The organism is Acinetobacter sp. AR_0276 (assembly GCF_003000705.1).
Taxonomy (GTDB): Bacteria; Pseudomonadota; Gammaproteobacteria; order Pseudomonadales; family Moraxellaceae; genus Acinetobacter; species Acinetobacter nosocomialis.
In genome coordinates this window covers 416,071-432,460 of the sequence record NZ_PSQO01000004.1, presented here as the reverse complement: position 1 = coordinate 432,460, position 16,390 = coordinate 416,071, and the positions used below count along the sequence as shown (strand labels likewise).

General features: G+C 38.1%; 14 protein-coding genes and 1 pseudogene. 7 read left to right on the top strand and 8 right to left on the bottom strand.

Annotation, left to right across the window (positions count from 1 at the left end; all coding sequences use genetic code 11):
* The first annotated feature begins 29 nt into the window (after window positions 1-29).
* The 4 genes from pgaA to pgaD are packed head-to-tail and all read left to right on the top strand — an operon-like array spanning window position 30 to window position 6,005.
* Complete coding sequence (pgaA, locus tag CSB87_RS02890; protein WP_031952827.1) at window positions 30-2,468, top strand: poly-beta-1,6 N-acetyl-D-glucosamine export porin PgaA; 2,439 nt, start codon at window positions 30-32, stop codon at window positions 2,466-2,468.
* Complete coding sequence (gene pgaB / locus CSB87_RS02885) at window positions 2,468-4,297, top strand: poly-beta-1,6-N-acetyl-D-glucosamine N-deacetylase PgaB (RefSeq protein WP_031959338.1); 1,830 nt, start codon at window positions 2,468-2,470, stop codon at window positions 4,295-4,297. The genes pgaA and pgaB overlap by 1 nt, the downstream gene beginning before the upstream one ends.
* Window positions 4,297-5,544: a poly-beta-1,6-N-acetyl-D-glucosamine synthase gene (gene pgaC, locus CSB87_RS02880; protein ID WP_002049144.1), complete on the top strand. Its 1,248-nt coding sequence runs from the start codon at window positions 4,297-4,299 to the stop codon at window positions 5,542-5,544. The genes pgaB and pgaC overlap by 1 nt, the downstream gene beginning before the upstream one ends.
* Window positions 5,541-6,005, top strand: a complete 465-nt coding sequence (gene pgaD, locus CSB87_RS02875) for a poly-beta-1,6-N-acetyl-D-glucosamine biosynthesis protein PgaD (protein ID WP_002049238.1) — start codon at window positions 5,541-5,543, stop codon at window positions 6,003-6,005. The genes pgaC and pgaD overlap by 4 nt, the downstream gene beginning before the upstream one ends.
* A 35-nt stretch (window positions 6,006-6,040) precedes the next feature.
* Here the strand turns inward: pgaD and CSB87_RS02870 are convergent, their stop codons facing one another.
* The 5 genes from CSB87_RS02870 to CSB87_RS02845 form a co-directional block, all read right to left on the bottom strand.
* On the bottom strand, window positions 6,041-6,604 hold the full coding sequence (locus CSB87_RS02870) for a hypothetical protein (RefSeq protein ID WP_031952823.1): 564 nt from the start codon (window positions 6,602-6,604) through the stop codon (window positions 6,041-6,043).
* A gap of 149 nt (window positions 6,605-6,753) precedes the next feature.
* On the bottom strand, window positions 6,754-7,758 hold the full coding sequence (locus tag CSB87_RS02865; RefSeq protein WP_031952821.1) for an LLM class flavin-dependent oxidoreductase: 1,005 nt from the start codon (window positions 7,756-7,758) through the stop codon (window positions 6,754-6,756).
* Between the two features lie 134 nt (window positions 7,759-7,892).
* The gene (locus tag CSB87_RS02860) at window positions 7,893-8,390 is read right to left on the bottom strand and encodes a hypothetical protein (protein WP_004708061.1); all 498 of its coding nucleotides are present in this window, start codon (window positions 8,388-8,390) and stop codon (window positions 7,893-7,895) included.
* A 235-nt stretch (window positions 8,391-8,625) separates the two neighbouring features.
* Entirely contained in the window at window positions 8,626-9,045 is a 420-nt protein-coding gene (locus CSB87_RS02850; RefSeq protein ID WP_004708063.1) for a hypothetical protein, read from the bottom strand.
* Window positions 9,046-9,232: 187 nt separating this feature from the next.
* Window positions 9,233-10,144, bottom strand: coding sequence for a LysR family transcriptional regulator (locus CSB87_RS02845; RefSeq protein ID WP_031952819.1), 912 nt, complete (start codon window positions 10,142-10,144; stop codon window positions 9,233-9,235).
* Window positions 10,145-10,263: 119 nt separating this feature from the next.
* On the opposite strand from CSB87_RS02845, the gene CSB87_RS02840 reads away from it, so the two are divergent.
* The 3 genes from CSB87_RS02840 to prmC all read left to right on the top strand — a co-directional run bounded on the left by CSB87_RS02840 (window position 10,264) and on the right by prmC (window position 13,292).
* The gene (locus CSB87_RS02840) at window positions 10,264-11,103 is read left to right on the top strand and encodes a type 1 glutamine amidotransferase domain-containing protein (RefSeq protein WP_031952817.1); all 840 of its coding nucleotides are present in this window, start codon (window positions 10,264-10,266) and stop codon (window positions 11,101-11,103) included.
* Between the two features lie 285 nt (window positions 11,104-11,388).
* The gene (gene prfA / locus CSB87_RS02835; RefSeq protein WP_002049300.1) at window positions 11,389-12,477 is read left to right on the top strand and encodes a peptide chain release factor 1; all 1,089 of its coding nucleotides are present in this window, start codon (window positions 11,389-11,391) and stop codon (window positions 12,475-12,477) included.
* Window positions 12,477-13,292, top strand: coding sequence for a peptide chain release factor N(5)-glutamine methyltransferase (gene prmC / locus CSB87_RS02830; protein WP_031952815.1), 816 nt, complete (start codon window positions 12,477-12,479; stop codon window positions 13,290-13,292). Before prfA ends, prmC begins: the two co-directional genes overlap by 1 nt.
* A 2-nt stretch (window positions 13,293-13,294) precedes the next feature.
* Here prmC and CSB87_RS02825 read toward each other — a convergent pair.
* The 3 genes and pseudogenes from CSB87_RS02825 to CSB87_RS02815 form a co-directional block, all read right to left on the bottom strand.
* Window positions 13,295-14,134: pseudogene (locus tag CSB87_RS02825) on the bottom strand (ABC transporter permease).
* 3 nt (window positions 14,135-14,137) lie between these two features.
* The gene (locus CSB87_RS02820; protein WP_031952813.1) at window positions 14,138-15,112 is read right to left on the bottom strand and encodes an aliphatic sulfonate ABC transporter substrate-binding protein; all 975 of its coding nucleotides are present in this window, start codon (window positions 15,110-15,112) and stop codon (window positions 14,138-14,140) included.
* Between the two features lie 242 nt (window positions 15,113-15,354).
* On the bottom strand, window positions 15,355-16,380 hold the full coding sequence (locus CSB87_RS02815; RefSeq protein ID WP_031952811.1) for an AraC family transcriptional regulator: 1,026 nt from the start codon (window positions 16,378-16,380) through the stop codon (window positions 15,355-15,357).
* Between the last annotated feature and the right edge of the window lie 10 nt (window positions 16,381-16,390).

The following is a 16,390-nucleotide window of genomic DNA, read 5'->3' as shown; positions in this document are numbered from 1 at the left end:
TCTCGATATGGGACTATCCGATTATCAAAATGCTAAAAAAATGTGTTTTTTCATTGGTATATCTCTTACCAATTCATTTATACGCAGCTCAAGTTGATGTACTGCGTGAGCAAGCTGTTCAAAATTATAGAGCAGGCCAAACTCAACAGGCTGTTTCTCAACTAGATCAACTGTTAAAACATTATCCGTATGATCAAAAATTGCTTGCTGATTATTTAATTGTTATGTCAAGTGAAAAAAAGGATCTGACGAATTTTTCCAATTTTTTAGAAAATATTAATTATGTGAATTTTCCTGAATATGCAAAGTTACCTTTAATTCGAAATTTTCGTGATTTTAAACATTTTCAAACAGCAATTGATTGGTCAAATAAACTTAATATTCAAAAATCAGTCGATGGGCGTATCTTACTATCGGTTTTATATGCTGAAGCTCAGGACTCAACGAATGCTAAAACTCAGTTATCAAATATCAACATTAAAGGTTTAAATACTGATCAGTTGGTACAGGTTGCATATGCTTACCGTTTAATAAATTTGCCCGTAGAGGCCTTAGCTACAATTGAACAAGCTTATCAGCAAAATTCTAAGTCTTCAGCTGTTTTGCAAGAGTATGTTTATGACTTGGCTGCTATTGGGGCATATAAAAAAGCCCAGCAATTACTTCAAGTAAACGAAAAAAATCAGCAAACTGAGCAGTTACAGCAAACTTTACAAGTCAGTGAGTTTTCTCAGCATGTCAATAATGCAATTGCCCGCTATAAATACTTAAATCGCCAAGGCTTATCAGATGCAGAAAGCTATGCCGAATTAGATGCTGTGTTAGAACAAGGGCAAAAAATACAACAGCAAATGTCACCAAACAACCCTAACTATTTAAGGTTTCACTACGATTATTTGTATGCGCTAGATTTTAGAGGGCGTTCAAAAGCGGTTATAGAGAATTTCACCCAGTTGAATATTCCACTCGAAAAATTACCGGCATATGTACGTCATGCAATTGCTGATAGTTATTTGGCGGAGCAGAAGCCGAAGCAAGCTGAACTTGCTTATAAGACTCTTCTAAACGAAAAAAATTATCCGGATATGATCGTCTATACCGGATTGTATTATTCCTATATTGAACAGGAAAAATATAAGGAAGCTGAACAGCTTTTGGCAAAAGTTGATCACCTTATTCCGACTTATAAATATAGTCAGGCGAAAGGTGTAGATAAAACAAGCCATCCTGATCGTGATGATTATATTGCTTTAAAAGGGATGCATTTAGCCTACGCTAATCATCTGGATCAAGCTGAACAGCACTTTCAAAAAACAGTCGAGCAAGCACCTGCGAATGAGAGCCTGATTAATAATCTTGCGCGTGTAGAACGGTGGAGAGAAAAACCGCTAGAGGCAAAAAAAACAATTTCCCGGTTAAATGGTATAGATCCGATTGCTAAAGACACTCGCATTAATGAAATGCAGAATGCTCAAGCTTTAGGTGATATTCCGACATGGCGGAAAACCACTCAAAACTTAGAGCAATATTATCCTGATGATAGTGGTGTCATAAAAAGCCGCAAAGAGTTGGATGATCGTAATAGAGCCACAATTTCACACTCAACTACTTGGGGCCAAAGTAAGGCCGACAATAGTGATACTGTAAGTGGGCAGAATGGTTTAAAAGACCGTGAAATGGAAACACGTCTTAATAGCCCTTGGATTAAGGATAATTATCGTTTATTTGCTTGGCATCAAGATCGTTATGGTGAATACAATTTTGGTGACGTGCATAACCAGCGCTATGGTATCGGGGCCGAATGGCAAGCTAATCGTAAGGCATTGTCTGCGATCTTGTCGCAAAGTACAGATGGCGGACAAGCAGGTGTTCGTCTTGATTGGTCTCAGTGGTTAAACGATCACTGGCAGTATCAATTGCAATATAACAGCCAGGCTGACATCCCTCTACAGGCAATTGATGCGGGAGAAGATGGCCAGTCTTACCGAGCTGCTTTGACATGGCAAAAAGATGAATCACGTCAAATTGGCGCAAGTTACGGTCTGACTGATATCAGTGATGGTAATAAACAACAAGAATTTTCAACTTTTTGGCGTGAAAGACTATTTGCGGCGCCGCATCACATTACTTATGGCACTGTTCGTGGTTTTTATGGCAGTAATAGCCAAGATCAAACTACTTATTTTAGCCCAAGTTCGCATTACAGCGCGGAGTTGAACTTAAGCCATGACTGGGTGACTTGGCGTGAATATGAGCGTTCATTTAAACAGCATTTCGAGGCTGGAGTGGGGCTTTATAAACAAGCCGATTATTCCACTAAGCCAACCTATTCTTTGCAATATCAACATCAATGGCAGCTATCACGTACATGGCAACTCAATTATGGAATTGGTTGGCAATACCATCCTTACGATGGACATGATGAACAGCATACCTATGGTATTTTCGGATTTGAAGGGCGTTTTTAATGAATAATTTATTTTCGAAAATGTTGAGCTGTGCTTTAGCTTCAACATTGTTACCTCTGCAATTTACATATGCCCAAATAGAAAAAGATTTACCAAAAAATCATACAGTTTCTTTAACTTTTCATGATGTCAGAGATGATGTTTTAAAAGAGGGCGATCGGGATATTTATGCAATTCAAACTAAAAATTTAGCGCAATTCTTTGACTGGTTGAGTCAATCTGACTGGAAGCCAATTCGCCTGAAAGATATTGAAGAGGCTCGTAAGCAAGGTAAAGAACTACCTCATAATGCTATTTTGTTAACCTTTGATGATGGTGCTTTAAGTAGCTACAGTCGTATATTTCCATTGCTCAAGCAATATCGGATTCCGGCAGTTTTTGCACTCCCAACCAGTTGGCTTAACGGTAATACAAAAGCTGGCTATGAAGCCTATGGACAAGGGAACTTAGTCAATTGGAAGCAAGTACGAGAAATGCAGGCTTCTGGCTTAGCTGAGTTTGCGAGTCATAGTGATGATTTGCATCATGGTGTGCTCGCTAACCCTCAAGGGAATGAACAACCCGCAGCAACTTCTTATATGTATTTAAAATCACAAGCGCGTTATGAAACGGATGTGGAATATCAGCAACGTATTTTAAAAGATTTAAAAAAATCTCATGATGTTTTAAAAAAGGAATTGGGTGTAGAGCCGAAAGCAATTGTATGGCCGTATGGCGCGGTCAATCAGCAGTTAGAAAAATTAGCTCAACAAGCAGGTTTTACTTTTTCTTTTAGTTTAGGGCGTGATGGGGTAAATCAGATTAATGACGTTACCTTTAAACGTAGTCTTATGGTGGATAACTCTACAGCTGAACAGTTGTCTGAGACCTTAATCAATATCTTGAACTCGGCAGAGAAAGATTTATATAAGCAGCCAAAACATTTTGTGAGTATGGATTTAAAGCAATTAGCTGCTTCAACCAATACTCAGTCAGATGAAAAATTAGGGGCACTGTTATCCAAACTTTATAGCTTAAAAAACAATACGCTGATATTGAAGCCTTTAGATGATCAAGATGGAGATGGGCAATATGACGTTGCTTATTTCCCAACAACTCAAATGCCAGTTAAACAAGATATCTTAAACCGTAGTCTATGGCAGGCACAGACTCGTGCAGGACAAGCGGTCATTTTAGAGTTACCTGTATATCCTCAAAAAAATAAACCGTTTTTGGTGGCAGATTTAGCTAAAGATATAGCACGTTTTAATAGCAATTTAAGTGGTATTCAACTTAATGCCGGAACTGCTTTAAATTGTGCTATGCAAAGTGCAACGATAAAAGAAAGTAACTGTGTTGAACAAGTAAAGCAATTATCACAACTGAGTCAACTGACTCAAAAAGCTGCAAGGCCTTATTTGAATATGAGTAATCAGGCCCAGTTTAGTCTGCTGCTTACGCCTGACTTAGAGCATATCGATCAATTGCCAGCGCTTTTAAAATCACTATTAACCCAACATGATTTAGTGAATCTAAAATTTAATGTTGTGGGTAAGCAGAAACAATTTAAACATGTCTTAGAACTTTTAAATACACTTGATGCGAAATACAAGCAACGAATTATGCTGACTTTAACATTACCAGAAAATGATCAGAAAAATGCTTGGCAAGAGGTGAAACAAAGTCTTTTCGATATTCAGCGAACAGGTATTCAGAAATTTGGGGTTGAAGGTTATACCTTTGAAAATTCAAAAAATGTTCATGAGTATTTATATAACCCAATGAGCTTGAATTCGAGTTCGGTGATGTATCAACCCTTCGCTGGTTTAGCAACTGAGGGGAAAAAGTAATGAGAGTATTACTCGATATTCTATTTGCTTTTGCCTTTTTATATCCTCTACTTATGGCGTGGACATGGATGGTAGGTGGCCTCTGGTTTTTCTTTAAAAGAGAATACCATGAACAGCAGTTACCTGAGCCTTCAAATGAAGGGTGCAGCATTATTATTCCTTGTTTTAACGAAGAAGCTCAGGTAAGGCAAACTATTCGTTATGCCTTACAAACAAAATATCCAAATTTTGAAGTGATTGCTGTCAATGATGGTAGCAGTGATAGAACTGCAGAAATTCTTGATGAGTTGGCAGCTCAGGATACTCGATTAAGGGTCGTGCACTTAGCGGAAAACCAAGGTAAGGCAGTGGCTTTAAGATCGGGAGTTTTAGTAAGTAAATACGAATATTTAGTTTGTATTGATGGAGATGCTTTACTACATCCTCATGCTGTACTTTGGCTTATGCAGCCATTTCTAAAATTTCCTCGTATTGGAGCCGTCACTGGAAATCCTAGAATTCTCAACCGTTCAAGTATATTAGGGAAATTACAGGTTGGTGAGTTTTCTTCAATTATTGGATTGATTAAGCGGGCGCAGCGTACGTATGGTCGTATTTTTACAGTATCGGGTGTAATTGTTGCATTTAGAAAAACTGCTTTAGTCCGTGTTGGATTTTGGTCTGATGACAAAATTACTGAAGATATTGATATCTCTTGGAAGCTTCAGATGGACCATTGGGATATTCAATATATTCCTCAAGCACTTTGTTATATCTATATGCCTGAAACTTTTAAAGGTCTTTGGAAGCAGCGTTTACGCTGGGCACAAGGTGGGGTAGAAGTCTTATTGGAATATATTCCAAAAATGTTCAAAATCCGTTTACGCCGTATGTGGCCAGTCATGCTTGAAGCTTTAGTCAGTATTGTCTGGTCGTATGTAATGATATTTATTTTCTTGCTTTTCTTAATCGGACTTTTTATTGATTTACCTCAGCAGTGGCAGATTAATTCACTCATGCCCCAATGGTATGGCGTGATATTGGGTGGAACATGCCTCATCCAATTTTTAGTAAGTTTATGGATAGATCATCGTTATGACCGTGGACGTCTTTTTAGAAATTATTTTTGGGTAATTTGGTATCCATTATTTTTCTGGCTACTGACGTTATTTACTAGTGTAGTTGCAGTCCCTAAAACTATATTTAATACCAAAAAGCGTGCTCGTTGGGTAAGTCCTGACCGAGGCTTTCGAGGAGATAACTCATGAAAAATAAAGAAAATAATGACATAGAAGTTTTAGATATCCCAGAATATATTGATCAGCCTAAATATGTGAAAAATAAAACCGCAAACTATACTTTGCAAACAGTAGGCTGGTTTTGTTTAATGTGGCTGTTTTTCCCACTGGTTTCATTATTTTTATGGTTTTATGAAGGGCATCTCATCTATGACTATGTATGGGTAGATCATATTTCTGAAGTTAATACAGTCCTCCATTTACTTCTTTTAATATCCGTAAGTGCTTTGGTCTTGATTTTATGGGCGAGTTATAACTGGCTTAGATTTCATGGTGATGATCGCCGCAGCAAAGCTCCGAATAGTCCTGTTGAGTTATTGGCTTCACAATTTATGGTCAGTACAGAATCATTATCAGAGTTACAAAAGTCTCAGCGCATCATCTTACATTATGATGATCAGGGGTATTTAACTCGATATGATTTGAAATGAGTAAAAAAAGCATGGTCTATCAACCATGCTTTTTTTTAAGGTGTAGTTCTAATAATGATATCTACAGGGCGTTGAGTACCATCCATACTATAAATGGCTGTAGCGGTAACTTTTACAATTGGCCAAGTTTGTAGTTTGCAATTTGGTCTTTGCAGCGCAGCATAGTAGCTATCAGATTTAAAAAATGTTTTATTGGCTTTTGCAGTATTAGGTGTCAAAAGACGTTTGAGCCATGTTTCATTGACTTGGGTTTCAAGAAAACGTAGAGCTAAGATACTTTTTACACGATTGTTAAATAACCTCCTATTTTTAGCAATAAGCGGGTGGGTAATGAGACGGTGTATGCCGATTTGACTATGAGGCAAAATAAAATGCGGCGTAATTTGAAATACAGTTACAAATTTTGCTTGTTGGCAGATTTTTTCTAAGTGCGTTACCGTTTCCTGATCTGTTCCAATAATCGCTACATTTAAATTTGAAAAATCATTTTCTTTAATTGTATTTGATAAAAGAATTTGACCAGTAAAGGCGTCAAAATCCTGAACTGTATTTTGAAAAGTAGTTGATTTGGCAACATTATTTTTAAGTTCAATACTCATTTTCCAAAAGTCCTTTTGGTTTTCATTTATGATGATTTTTTATCGTTTTAATATAAATAACCAAGCAAGAGGGCTGGGTAAAGTATTTTCAGATAGGTGGTTATCTCATGCCTGCTATAGACTCAAGCATGAGATATTCAGAGTATGTTCTAGTTGGCTGATTTTAGTTGCATTAATCGAGTAAAGCTCTCTAAACGTTTATTAGTATCATAGACATCACAAGTAAAAATAAACTCATCGACTTCATATGTAGCTAAAAGCTTTTCTAAGCCTGAGCGTACTGTTTCAGCTGAACCAATTTGGGCCATCTGGTAGAAATTTTCAACAGAAAGCTGTTCTGCTGTGTTCCATAGACCTTGCATCGATGTAACTGGCGGTTTGAGTTTCAAACTTTCACCACGAATTAATCCTAAGACACGTTGGTAAGCGCTTGTTGCTAGGAATTGAGCTTCTTCATCTGTATTGGCAACCACAACAGGTACACCCATGGAAACATAAGGCTTGTCCAGATATTCAGAAGGTTCAAAATTTTCACGATAAAGCTCAATCGCTTGACCAAGCATACGTGGAGCAAAATGCGATGCAAATGAGTAGGGCAATCCTAATCTCGCAGCCAACTGGGCACTAAATAAGCTTGAACCTAATAACCAGACTGGTACATGAGTATTTTGTCCAGGAGTTGCAACAATTCTTTGGCCGGGTTGAGGCGCTTTAAAATATTGCAAAATCTCAACAACATCTCTAGGAAACTGATCTTCCGTTTCCTGATGCCCGCGACGTAAGGCACGCATAGTGACCTGATCTGTGCCGGGGGCACGGCCTAAACCTAACTCAATACGATTTGGATATAAGGTTGCTAACGTACCGAATTGTTCTGCTACTACTAAGGGTGCATGGTTTGGTAGCATGATACCACCTGAACCTAAACGAATGCGCTGGGTATGAGCCGCGATAAAACCAAGTAAAACAGCTGTTGCTGAACTCGCAATTCCATCCATATTATGATGTTCTGCAAGCCAAAAACGGTCATAACCTAATTTTTCTGCATGTTGGGCGAGCTCTAATGCATGACGTAATGAAAACTCGATTGTTTTATCATCACGTATGGGAGCAAGTTCCAAAATTGAAAATTTGGTGTCTTGAAGTGATCGCATGCGATATTCTCAAAAAACGTTATATCGAAATAATACGATATAAATGGGGTGATGTATATCGGTTTTTTTCGATATAAATTTCACTCCCAAATAAAAAAGCACCGCCAGGGTGCTTTTTAATATCTGTGTACCAATTAGTGGTGTTTATACCAACCACGGTGTAAGCCATTATCATGACGATAGTAAGCGCGATCATTGTAATAGCGGCGGTCATCACGATCATAACGACGATCGTATCGACGGTCATAACGTTCATCATAGTTACGATCTTGGCCAACTTTACGACCTAAAGCAGAACCACCAGCTGCACCCACTGCTGCACCGATGTATCCACCATTTGTACCACCCATGTTTTTACCAACGGTATAACCAGCGCCGCCACCTAAAGCACCACCAATTGCCGCTTCTGTACGGTTACGACGGTCACTTGCAGCAGCCGCACCACCAGCACCACCTAAAGCAGCACCAATTGTTGCGCCAGATGTACCACCGATACTTTTACCGATTGCAGTACCTACTACACTACCTAGAGCAGAAGTTGCCGCTACACGGGTACCATTATCTGCATGTGCAACTGACACCATAGAGGTTGTTGCGATTAATGCACTTGCTAACCAAATATTCATTTTCATTTTGGAACTCCATGCTCATTTTGCTAAAGAGCAATCTTTATATCTTGAGCTAAATGTAATTAAAAATTTCGTGAAAATTATGGAGAAGGCTCATGCTGATACGATAGTTTTGTGTCTGCTTTGTATTGTTTCTATTAAGATGTGAATAAATCATGAGCACGGCATATGCGTTTGGCAAAAGGGTAATCATAAAAAAACACCCGAAGGTGTTTTCAAATTAATTACATCACTAAAATTAGTGGTGATGACGGTGTTTTTTCTTCCAGTGTTTAGAAGATCGATCATAATCACGGTCTTTAGCAATTTTATTACCTAAAGCACCACCACCTGCAGCACCTAACGCAGCACCGATATAACCGCCATTTGTACCACCCATGCTTTTACCAACAGTATAGCCAGCACCACCGCCTAAACCACCGCCAATTGCAGATTCTGTACGGTGACGACGATCACTTGCAACTGCTGCACCACCAGCACCACCTAAAGCAGCACCAATTGTTGCACCAGATGTACCACCCATGCTTTTACCAATAGCAGTACCAGCAACACTACCTAAAGCAGAAGCAGCTGCTACATGAGTTGTATTGTCTGCATGTGCTACAGTCATCATAGAAGTAGCCAAAACAGCACTACATAATAAAGCATTTAATTTCATCATTTACTCCATGTCCCAAGTTACAGGACCTTATATCTTTCGTTACAGCAAATGTAACAAAACACTTCTCTTCAAATGTGGAGAACCATCATCCTATTATTAGAGTTTAGTGTCTTCTTTGTATGTTTTCTATTAAAATAGAATATCTAATATCCACATAGAAAAAAGTGATTCTCATTTCATATTCTTAAGTATATTTACAATGAGTTGAACATAAAAAATCAATAAAAGCTCTTGTGGCAGAAGACATATGTTTATGTTGCGCATACAGTAAAGAAAAGGGACGGGTATGACCTGCGTATGTTTCAAGTAGAGGTTGTAATTTTCCTTGTTGAATTTTTTCATTAACGATAAATTCGTAACTCTGGCATATTCCTAAACCATTTTCAGCAAGAGATACTACTCCTAGAATATCTTCTTTTACTAAAATTCGATTTGTCGGTATCCACTGAATTTCTTGATCTATATCTTTAAAGAACCACGGAGTGACCTTACCATTACTCGGTAACTCAAAGGCAATGCATTGATGATGATTTAATTCATTCAAGTTTTTTGGAATACCCATGCGTTTCAAATAAGAAGGTGAGGCAACAAGTTTTAAAGGTGCGTGCTCTAAAGGCCTAGCAATAAGGGTGCTGTTAGGTAGTTGTCCTTGACGAATAGCTAAGTCAAAACCTTCAGCAATTAAATCAACGTTACGATTAGAAATACTGACTTCAATTTGAATATCAGGATATTGCAGAAGAAATTTTTCTAATAAAGGGGGTAAACGATAATGCCCATAAGTGGTAGGAACACTTATTTTAATTTTTCCAGAAATTTGTAGTTGTTCACCTTGAACCACGCGTTCTGCATGGTCAATTAACTGAAAAGCATGTTGCATTTTTTCATAGTAAAGCTGACCAGCTTCAGTCAGGCTTAAATGGCGTGTGGTTCTTCTAAAAAGCTGTATACCGAGTTTTTTCTCGAGTCTTGTAATTGTTCTACTAACGACCGAAGGTGTGGTAGATAGATCAATTGCAGCAGCACTAATTGAAAGCTTCTCAGCTACAATTAAAAAGATTTCGACATCGGCAAGATGATCAAATTGACGAGACATTTTGTCCTCAAACGCAAAAAAGATTTGCAAACTTAGTTGTTTTTCTACCTTTGGGGTAAAAATAGAATATATACATCACAGTTATAAATCCAGCAAATGCTTGGAATGAAGGTTAAATAATGAAGATGTTGAATCAAATAATGTTTGCAGTGATTACAGCTTCGGCAGCATTAAGTGTAAATGCAGCTCATGTACTCATTGTATTGTCAGATGAAGATCAGCTAGAGCTAAAAAATAATCATGTTTTTAAAACGGGATTTTATCTTAACGAATTGATGCAGCCTACAAAAATGCTTTTAGATGCGGGGCACACCGTAACGTTTGCCACCCCAAAAGGGAAAGCTCCAACGTTAGATGAATCTTCAAATAGTGCAATGTACTTTAACCAAGATGAAAAAGTATTAAAGAAGTATGCTGGTTTATTACATGATCTAAAGTTAACTTCACCTAAAGACTCTCCAGTTGTAAGTCTGGCGCGTATTGAGCAAATTGGTATAGATCAATTTGATGCCATATATATTCCGGGTGGGCATGCGCCTATGCAAGACCTGTTAAAAGATAAACAGCTTGGTAAAGTTCTTAACGCTTTTCATAATGCAGGAAAGCCTACAGCCTTGGTTTGTCATGGGCCTATAGCTCTGATGTCAACTTTACCTCATGCTGCGGAAGCTATTAAGCAACTTGAACAAGGTAGAACAGTCAAAACTGGAGAATGGATTTATAAAAACTACCGGATGACGGTAATTAGCAATCAAGAAGAAGAGCAAGCGAAGAGCTTGTTAAAGGGCGGTGAGATGAAGTTCTATCCGCAAACTGCTTTAGAGTCACTTGGAGCAAAATATCAAAGCAATACGAAAGCTTGGTCGCCAAATGTAGTTGTGGATCGTGAGCTTATTACTGGACAAAATCCAGCTTCGGCTGTTCTTGTCGGTAAAACTTTATTAGAAAAATTAAAATAACTATAGAACATAAAGAGGCTTTATAAATAAAGTCTCTTTTATTATATGGATTTAAAAAAGCGAGTTATTTGTTTTCAATAAAAGAAAATCTTAGATTGATGAATAAATCTCATCTGGAATCATTAGATTTATTCATCCTTATGGCTTTGGAAAGTTAACGATTTAAAGGATTACATATGTCATTTAATCGGCATAAACTGTAAACTATGCGCTATTTTTATGATTTGGCTTATCTTCTTATATTTATCTAGATAAGTTTTTTGGACTTTTGAGATATTTCCTCTTATGAAAGCGTCACTCCGTTTACGTCTTGATCAACTCTGTGATCGTCATGAAGAACTTACCGCATTGCTTGCAGATGCAGAAGTGATTTCCGATAACAAACGTTTCCGTAAACTGTCTCGTGAACATAGTGATTTAACTGAAATTACCGAAGTTTGGGGCAAATACCGTCAAGCAGAAGAAGATATTGAAACTGCTGAAATGATGAAGTCGGACCCCGACTTTAAAGATATGGCAGAAGAAGAAATTCAAGCAAATAAAGCATTGCTTGAAGAATTAGAAAGCCAGCTCAATATTTTGATGATTCCAAAAGATCCAAATGACTCTAATGCTGCATATTTAGAAATTCGTGCAGGGACGGGCGGTGATGAAGCTGCAATTTTCTCAGGCGATTTGTTCCGCATGTATAGCAAGTATGCCGAGACACAAGGTTGGCGTATTGAAGTCCTTTCTGAAAATGAAGGCGAGCATGGCGGCTTTAAGGAAGTCATTTGCCGTGTAGATGGTGATGGTGTGTATGGCCGCTTAAAGTTTGAAAGTGGCGCACATCGTGTACAACGTGTGCCAGCAACTGAATCACAGGGTCGTGTACATACATCGGCTTGTACAGTGGCAATTCTGCCTGAAATTGATGTTGATACTAACGTTGAAATTAACCCAGCAGATTTGCGTATTGATACTTACCGTGCGTCAGGTGCGGGTGGTCAGCACATTAACAAAACCGATTCGGCAGTGCGTATTACTCACATTCCAACGGGTACAGTCGTTGAGTGCCAAGAAGAACGTTCACAGCATAAGAACAAAGCTAAAGCGATGGCATTGTTAGTATCGCGTTTAGAAAATGCAAAACGCGCAGCAGCTGATGCAGCGACTTCTGAAATGCGCCGTGATTTGGTCGGTTCTGGCGACCGTTCTGAACGTATCCGTACTTATAACTACCCACAAGGGCGTATGACGGATCACCGTATTAACCTAACTTTATATAAGTTAGATGCCATTATGGAAGGTGATTTAACTGAATTGCTCGATAGCTTACATCGTGAATATCAGGCAGATCAGCTTGCGATGCTTGCACAGGAAAATGGCGGCTAATGAATATTGCTCAAGCGCTTGCAATTCGTGGTGAGCCTGACAGTTATGAACGACAAGAAAATGCTTGGTTGCTTGAGCATTTTCTAAAAATCAATTCACTCGAATTAAAGTTTCGACTTGAGCAAGAGTTAACACCTCAGCAAGAGCAAGAATACTTGGCTGGTCTTGAGCGTATTCAAAATGGTGAACCTTTAGCCTATGTGACAGGTTCGCAGCCATTTTGGACGCTCGATTTAAAAGTAACGTCAGATACTTTAGTGCCACGACCAGATACTGAGGTTTTGGTTGAAACTGTTTTAAATCTAAATTTGCCAAAGAATGCAAATATTGTGGATTTGGGAACGGGGACAGGTGCAATTGCGCTTGCATTGGCAAGTGAACGTCCGAACTGGCAGGTAACAGCAACAGATATTTATACGCCTACGTTAGAAGTTGCAAAAGAAAATGCACAAACACATGGCTTGCAACATGTGAAGTTTGCTTGCGGTGCTTGGTTTGAAGCATTAGAGCTACAACAATTTGATTTAATTGTTTCTAATCCGCCCTACATTGACCCGGAAGATGAGCACATGCAAGCTTTGGCAACAGAACCGCGCCGTGCGTTGGTTGCAGACCATCAGGGATTGGCTGATATTGAAATTATTATTGCTCAAGGGAAAAACTGGTTAAAACCTCAAGGGTGGATTGTACTTGAACATGGTTATGATCAGGGGCAAGCTGTTCGAGGCATTTTCACAGAGCATGGTTTTAGTGAGATAAAAACCATTCAAGATTATGGCCAAAATGATCGAGTCACTTTGGCACGCTGGATTTAAAGTTATTTTTGTAGCGTATCACGCCAACGTAATAACCAGTTTTCTGTAAGTTTCATTAAGCTATCGGTTATTTTACCCAATAGTGCCAATAAAATAATTGCAATGATAACAATATCAGGTCGAGACGTTTCTCGGCCATCACTGAGTAAATAGCCAATCCCTTGTGTGGCTGCAATCAGTTCAGCTGCAATCATAAACATCCAAGACAAGCTTAAGCTGTTACGTAAACCCGTTAAAATGCCCGGAGATGCTGCCGGTAAAATAATAGATAAAACACGTTGAAAAGCATTGAGCCGATAAACTTTTCCAACTTAAATGAGCTTTTTATCTACATTATGAATAGCTGCAACTGTATTGGTATAGGTTGGAAAAAAAGCTCCGATTGCAATAAGCGTAATTTTTGACCCTTCATCAATTCCTAACCAAAGCAATAACAGTGGAATCCAAGCAAGACTTGGGATCGATTTAATTGCTGAAAAGGTCGGTTCTAAATATGCTTCTGCCTCTTTACTTAATCCAACCCAAATCGCAAAAATTAAACCTAAACCACTTCCTATGATAAAGCCGAATAGAACACGCCATGTACTAATATAAATATGGGCAAATAGGTCGCTATGAGCTAAATCTAAAAAAGATTGCCATAAACTCGAAGGTGCAGGGAGCAGATAAGCATTGATATAGCCATTTCTGACTAAAAACTCACAACCCACTAAAAAAATGAGTGGAATGAGTAGCGCTTTAAACCACCGTGTAAATTTGTTGTTTAGATGCTTTTTCTGAGATTTTAAAGCCTGCTGAGCTAGGAAATGATTTAGCTCAGCTTTGTTAAGTGAATCACTCATATACTATTTCACGACTTTTTGAGCAAAACGTGGATCTAATAACTGATCAACCACTTGATTGACATTGGTTCCTTTTCTGACTAAGTCTTCTTCAGTCAAAATTTTCCCAGAACGTTTTAGTGCTTGTGCTTGAGTTGCTGATGGGATGCTTTGATCAAAGTTGGTCCGGCTCAGTTGTAGTTTAGCCACAGGTAGAGGGAGTTTGGACTCTTGTGCTAAAAGTACTGCTACTTTATCTGGATTGGCTTTTGCCCATTTTCTAGCTTGCTCGTAGGCTTTAATCACAGCTTCTACCGCTTCAGGGCTTTGCTTTGCAAAGTCTTCTTTAACGCTCAATACACTATAGCTATTAAATCCAACATTACGATAAAGTAATTTCGCGCCCGATTGAATTTGAGCTGAAGCCATTAATGGATCAAGTCCAGCCCAAGCATCTACTTGACCACGCTCTAATGCAGTTTTACCGTCTGGGTGTTGTAAATGAACCAATTGTACATCGCGTTTACTTAAGCCTACGGTTTCTAATGCTTGTAGTGTAAATAAGAAAGGATCTGTTCCTTTAGTAGCTGCAATTTTCTTACCTTTTAAATCTTTTAGGCTTTTAATTGGTGAGTTTTTTGCGACAACAAGGGCGGTCCATTCCGGTTGGCTTTGTACATAAACAGTTTTAATTGGACTACCATTCGCTCGGCTTAATACCGCAGCCAATCCAGCAGTAGAAGCAAAATCGATACTATTACTGTTGAGATATTCTAATGAACGATTACTACCTTGACTAAAAACCCATTTAATTTGGGTATTGGGTAGTGCTTTTTCGAGAAGTTTTTGATCTTTTACCACCAAACTGGTCGGTGCGTAGTAAGCGTAATCAAGTTTAAGTGTAGTCGGAATTGCTGCAAAAGTAGATGAAGCAAATACGAACCCCAATGTTGATGCCAACAAAGTCTTTGGTAGAGAAAATTTTGATTTTAAAGACATGATAAAAATAGAACCGAAATAAAATAATGGATCATCCTTTCACGTGTTGAGTGGTCTATAGACTTAGTTATTTTGATTTGTAAATCAGTTTGAAAGATAAAAGATTGAATAAAATTATAAATCTCTGTTTTTGTGAATATTATTAAGCTTTAAATGATGCATTTATCTGAAATATTGAATTTAAAATACATAAATATCATAAGTTTAAGTCTAGAATTCAAGCTTCGTTAAGTCCATTTTTATTACTTGTGTGTAGTTAAATTATCTCGATAAGCACCGGGGCTAACACCTGTCCATTTTTTAAAAGCACGGTGAAAAGCACTTGGGTCGTGGAAATTTAGGTCTTCACTAATGTCTTGTATTGAATCATTACTTTTGCTTAAGCGTTCAATCGCAATATCACAACGAATTTCATTTTTAATTTGTTGATAACTCACCCCTTCATGTTTGAGGCGACGTTGAACAGTAGCTTCTGAAATATTGAGTTGCTGTGCGACATCTTTGAGTTCTGGCCATTGAGCAGGGTGAAGCTTTAATAAATGACGACGAATAAGAACGCTCAAGGCATTTTCATTTTTAAAGCGAACTAAAAGATTTTGTGGAGTTTGCTCTAAAAAATCATAAAGCGCTTTTTTATCTTTTTTAATTTTAATATCTAAATAGTGGGCATCAAATTCAATCTGATTTGTCTCGGCATTAAATTGTATATCTTCACAAAAGCGTACCAAATAATCTTGAATATCGTTCGGTTTTGGACAACGTACCGTAATACGGTTTAAGCCAATTCGTTGATCTACCAGCCAACACATAAGCCCATGTACTAACATTAAAAAGGTTGCGTAAGTAAACATACGTTTAGGTTGTTCACGATCACGAATGACCAAATAAGCTTTTTCTTGTTCTCGAATGAGTTCTCCTCGTATATCGTCAAGTACAAAATTAAAAAAATTCAAAATATCGTAGAGAGCCTTTTCTAAAGTTTCAGCCGTACTGACGAGTTTTGTAATTAATTTATAGCTGCCACGGCGCATAGGGTGGCTATCCATCCCAAAAAATTCGTCGTTCATGGCATTGGCAAGTTCTATCCATAATTGTGCATACGTTGCTACTGGAACACGCGCTTTGGATGTCATGAGTAATTCAGTAGGAATACCAGCTTTATTCAAAATAATTTGAGTATTTAGCCCTTTGGCATAAGCCGCACTTAATGCTTCATGTACCAGTGCAATCGAAATTGTTCCTTTACTTAAAGAAGATTGGACAACCATGTCAAAGACT

Excerpts from the sequence above, each read along its gene's own strand:
- CSB87_RS02870 (WP_031952823.1), bottom strand. The coding sequence starts at position 6,604 with ATGAGTATTGAACTTAAAAATAATGTTGCCAAATCAACTACTTTTCAA.
- pgaD (WP_002049238.1), top strand. The coding sequence starts at position 5,541 with ATGAAAAATAAAGAAAATAATGACATAGAAGTTTTAGATATCCCAGAA.
- CSB87_RS02865 (WP_031952821.1), bottom strand. The coding sequence starts at position 7,758 with ATGCGATCACTTCAAGACACCAAATTTTCAATTTTGGAACTTGCTCCC.
- prfA (WP_002049300.1), top strand. The coding sequence starts at position 11,389 with ATGAAAGCGTCACTCCGTTTACGTCTTGATCAACTCTGTGATCGTCAT.
- pgaA (WP_031952827.1), top strand. The coding sequence starts at position 30 with ATGCTAAAAAAATGTGTTTTTTCATTGGTATATCTCTTACCAATTCAT.
- CSB87_RS02815 (WP_031952811.1), bottom strand. The coding sequence starts at position 16,380 with ATGGTTGTCCAATCTTCTTTAAGTAAAGGAACAATTTCGATTGCACTG.
- prmC (WP_031952815.1), top strand. The coding sequence starts at position 12,477 with ATGAATATTGCTCAAGCGCTTGCAATTCGTGGTGAGCCTGACAGTTAT.
- CSB87_RS02860 (WP_004708061.1), bottom strand. The coding sequence starts at position 8,390 with ATGAAAATGAATATTTGGTTAGCAAGTGCATTAATCGCAACAACCTCT.
- CSB87_RS02840 (WP_031952817.1), top strand. The coding sequence starts at position 10,264 with ATGAAGATGTTGAATCAAATAATGTTTGCAGTGATTACAGCTTCGGCA.
- CSB87_RS02845 (WP_031952819.1), bottom strand. The coding sequence starts at position 10,144 with ATGTCTCGTCAATTTGATCATCTTGCCGATGTCGAAATCTTTTTAATT.
- pgaC (WP_002049144.1), top strand. The coding sequence starts at position 4,297 with ATGAGAGTATTACTCGATATTCTATTTGCTTTTGCCTTTTTATATCCT.
- CSB87_RS02820 (WP_031952813.1), bottom strand. The coding sequence starts at position 15,112 with ATGTCTTTAAAATCAAAATTTTCTCTACCAAAGACTTTGTTGGCATCA.
- CSB87_RS02850 (WP_004708063.1), bottom strand. The coding sequence starts at position 9,045 with ATGAAATTAAATGCTTTATTATGTAGTGCTGTTTTGGCTACTTCTATG.
- pgaB (WP_031959338.1), top strand. The coding sequence starts at position 2,468 with ATGAATAATTTATTTTCGAAAATGTTGAGCTGTGCTTTAGCTTCAACA.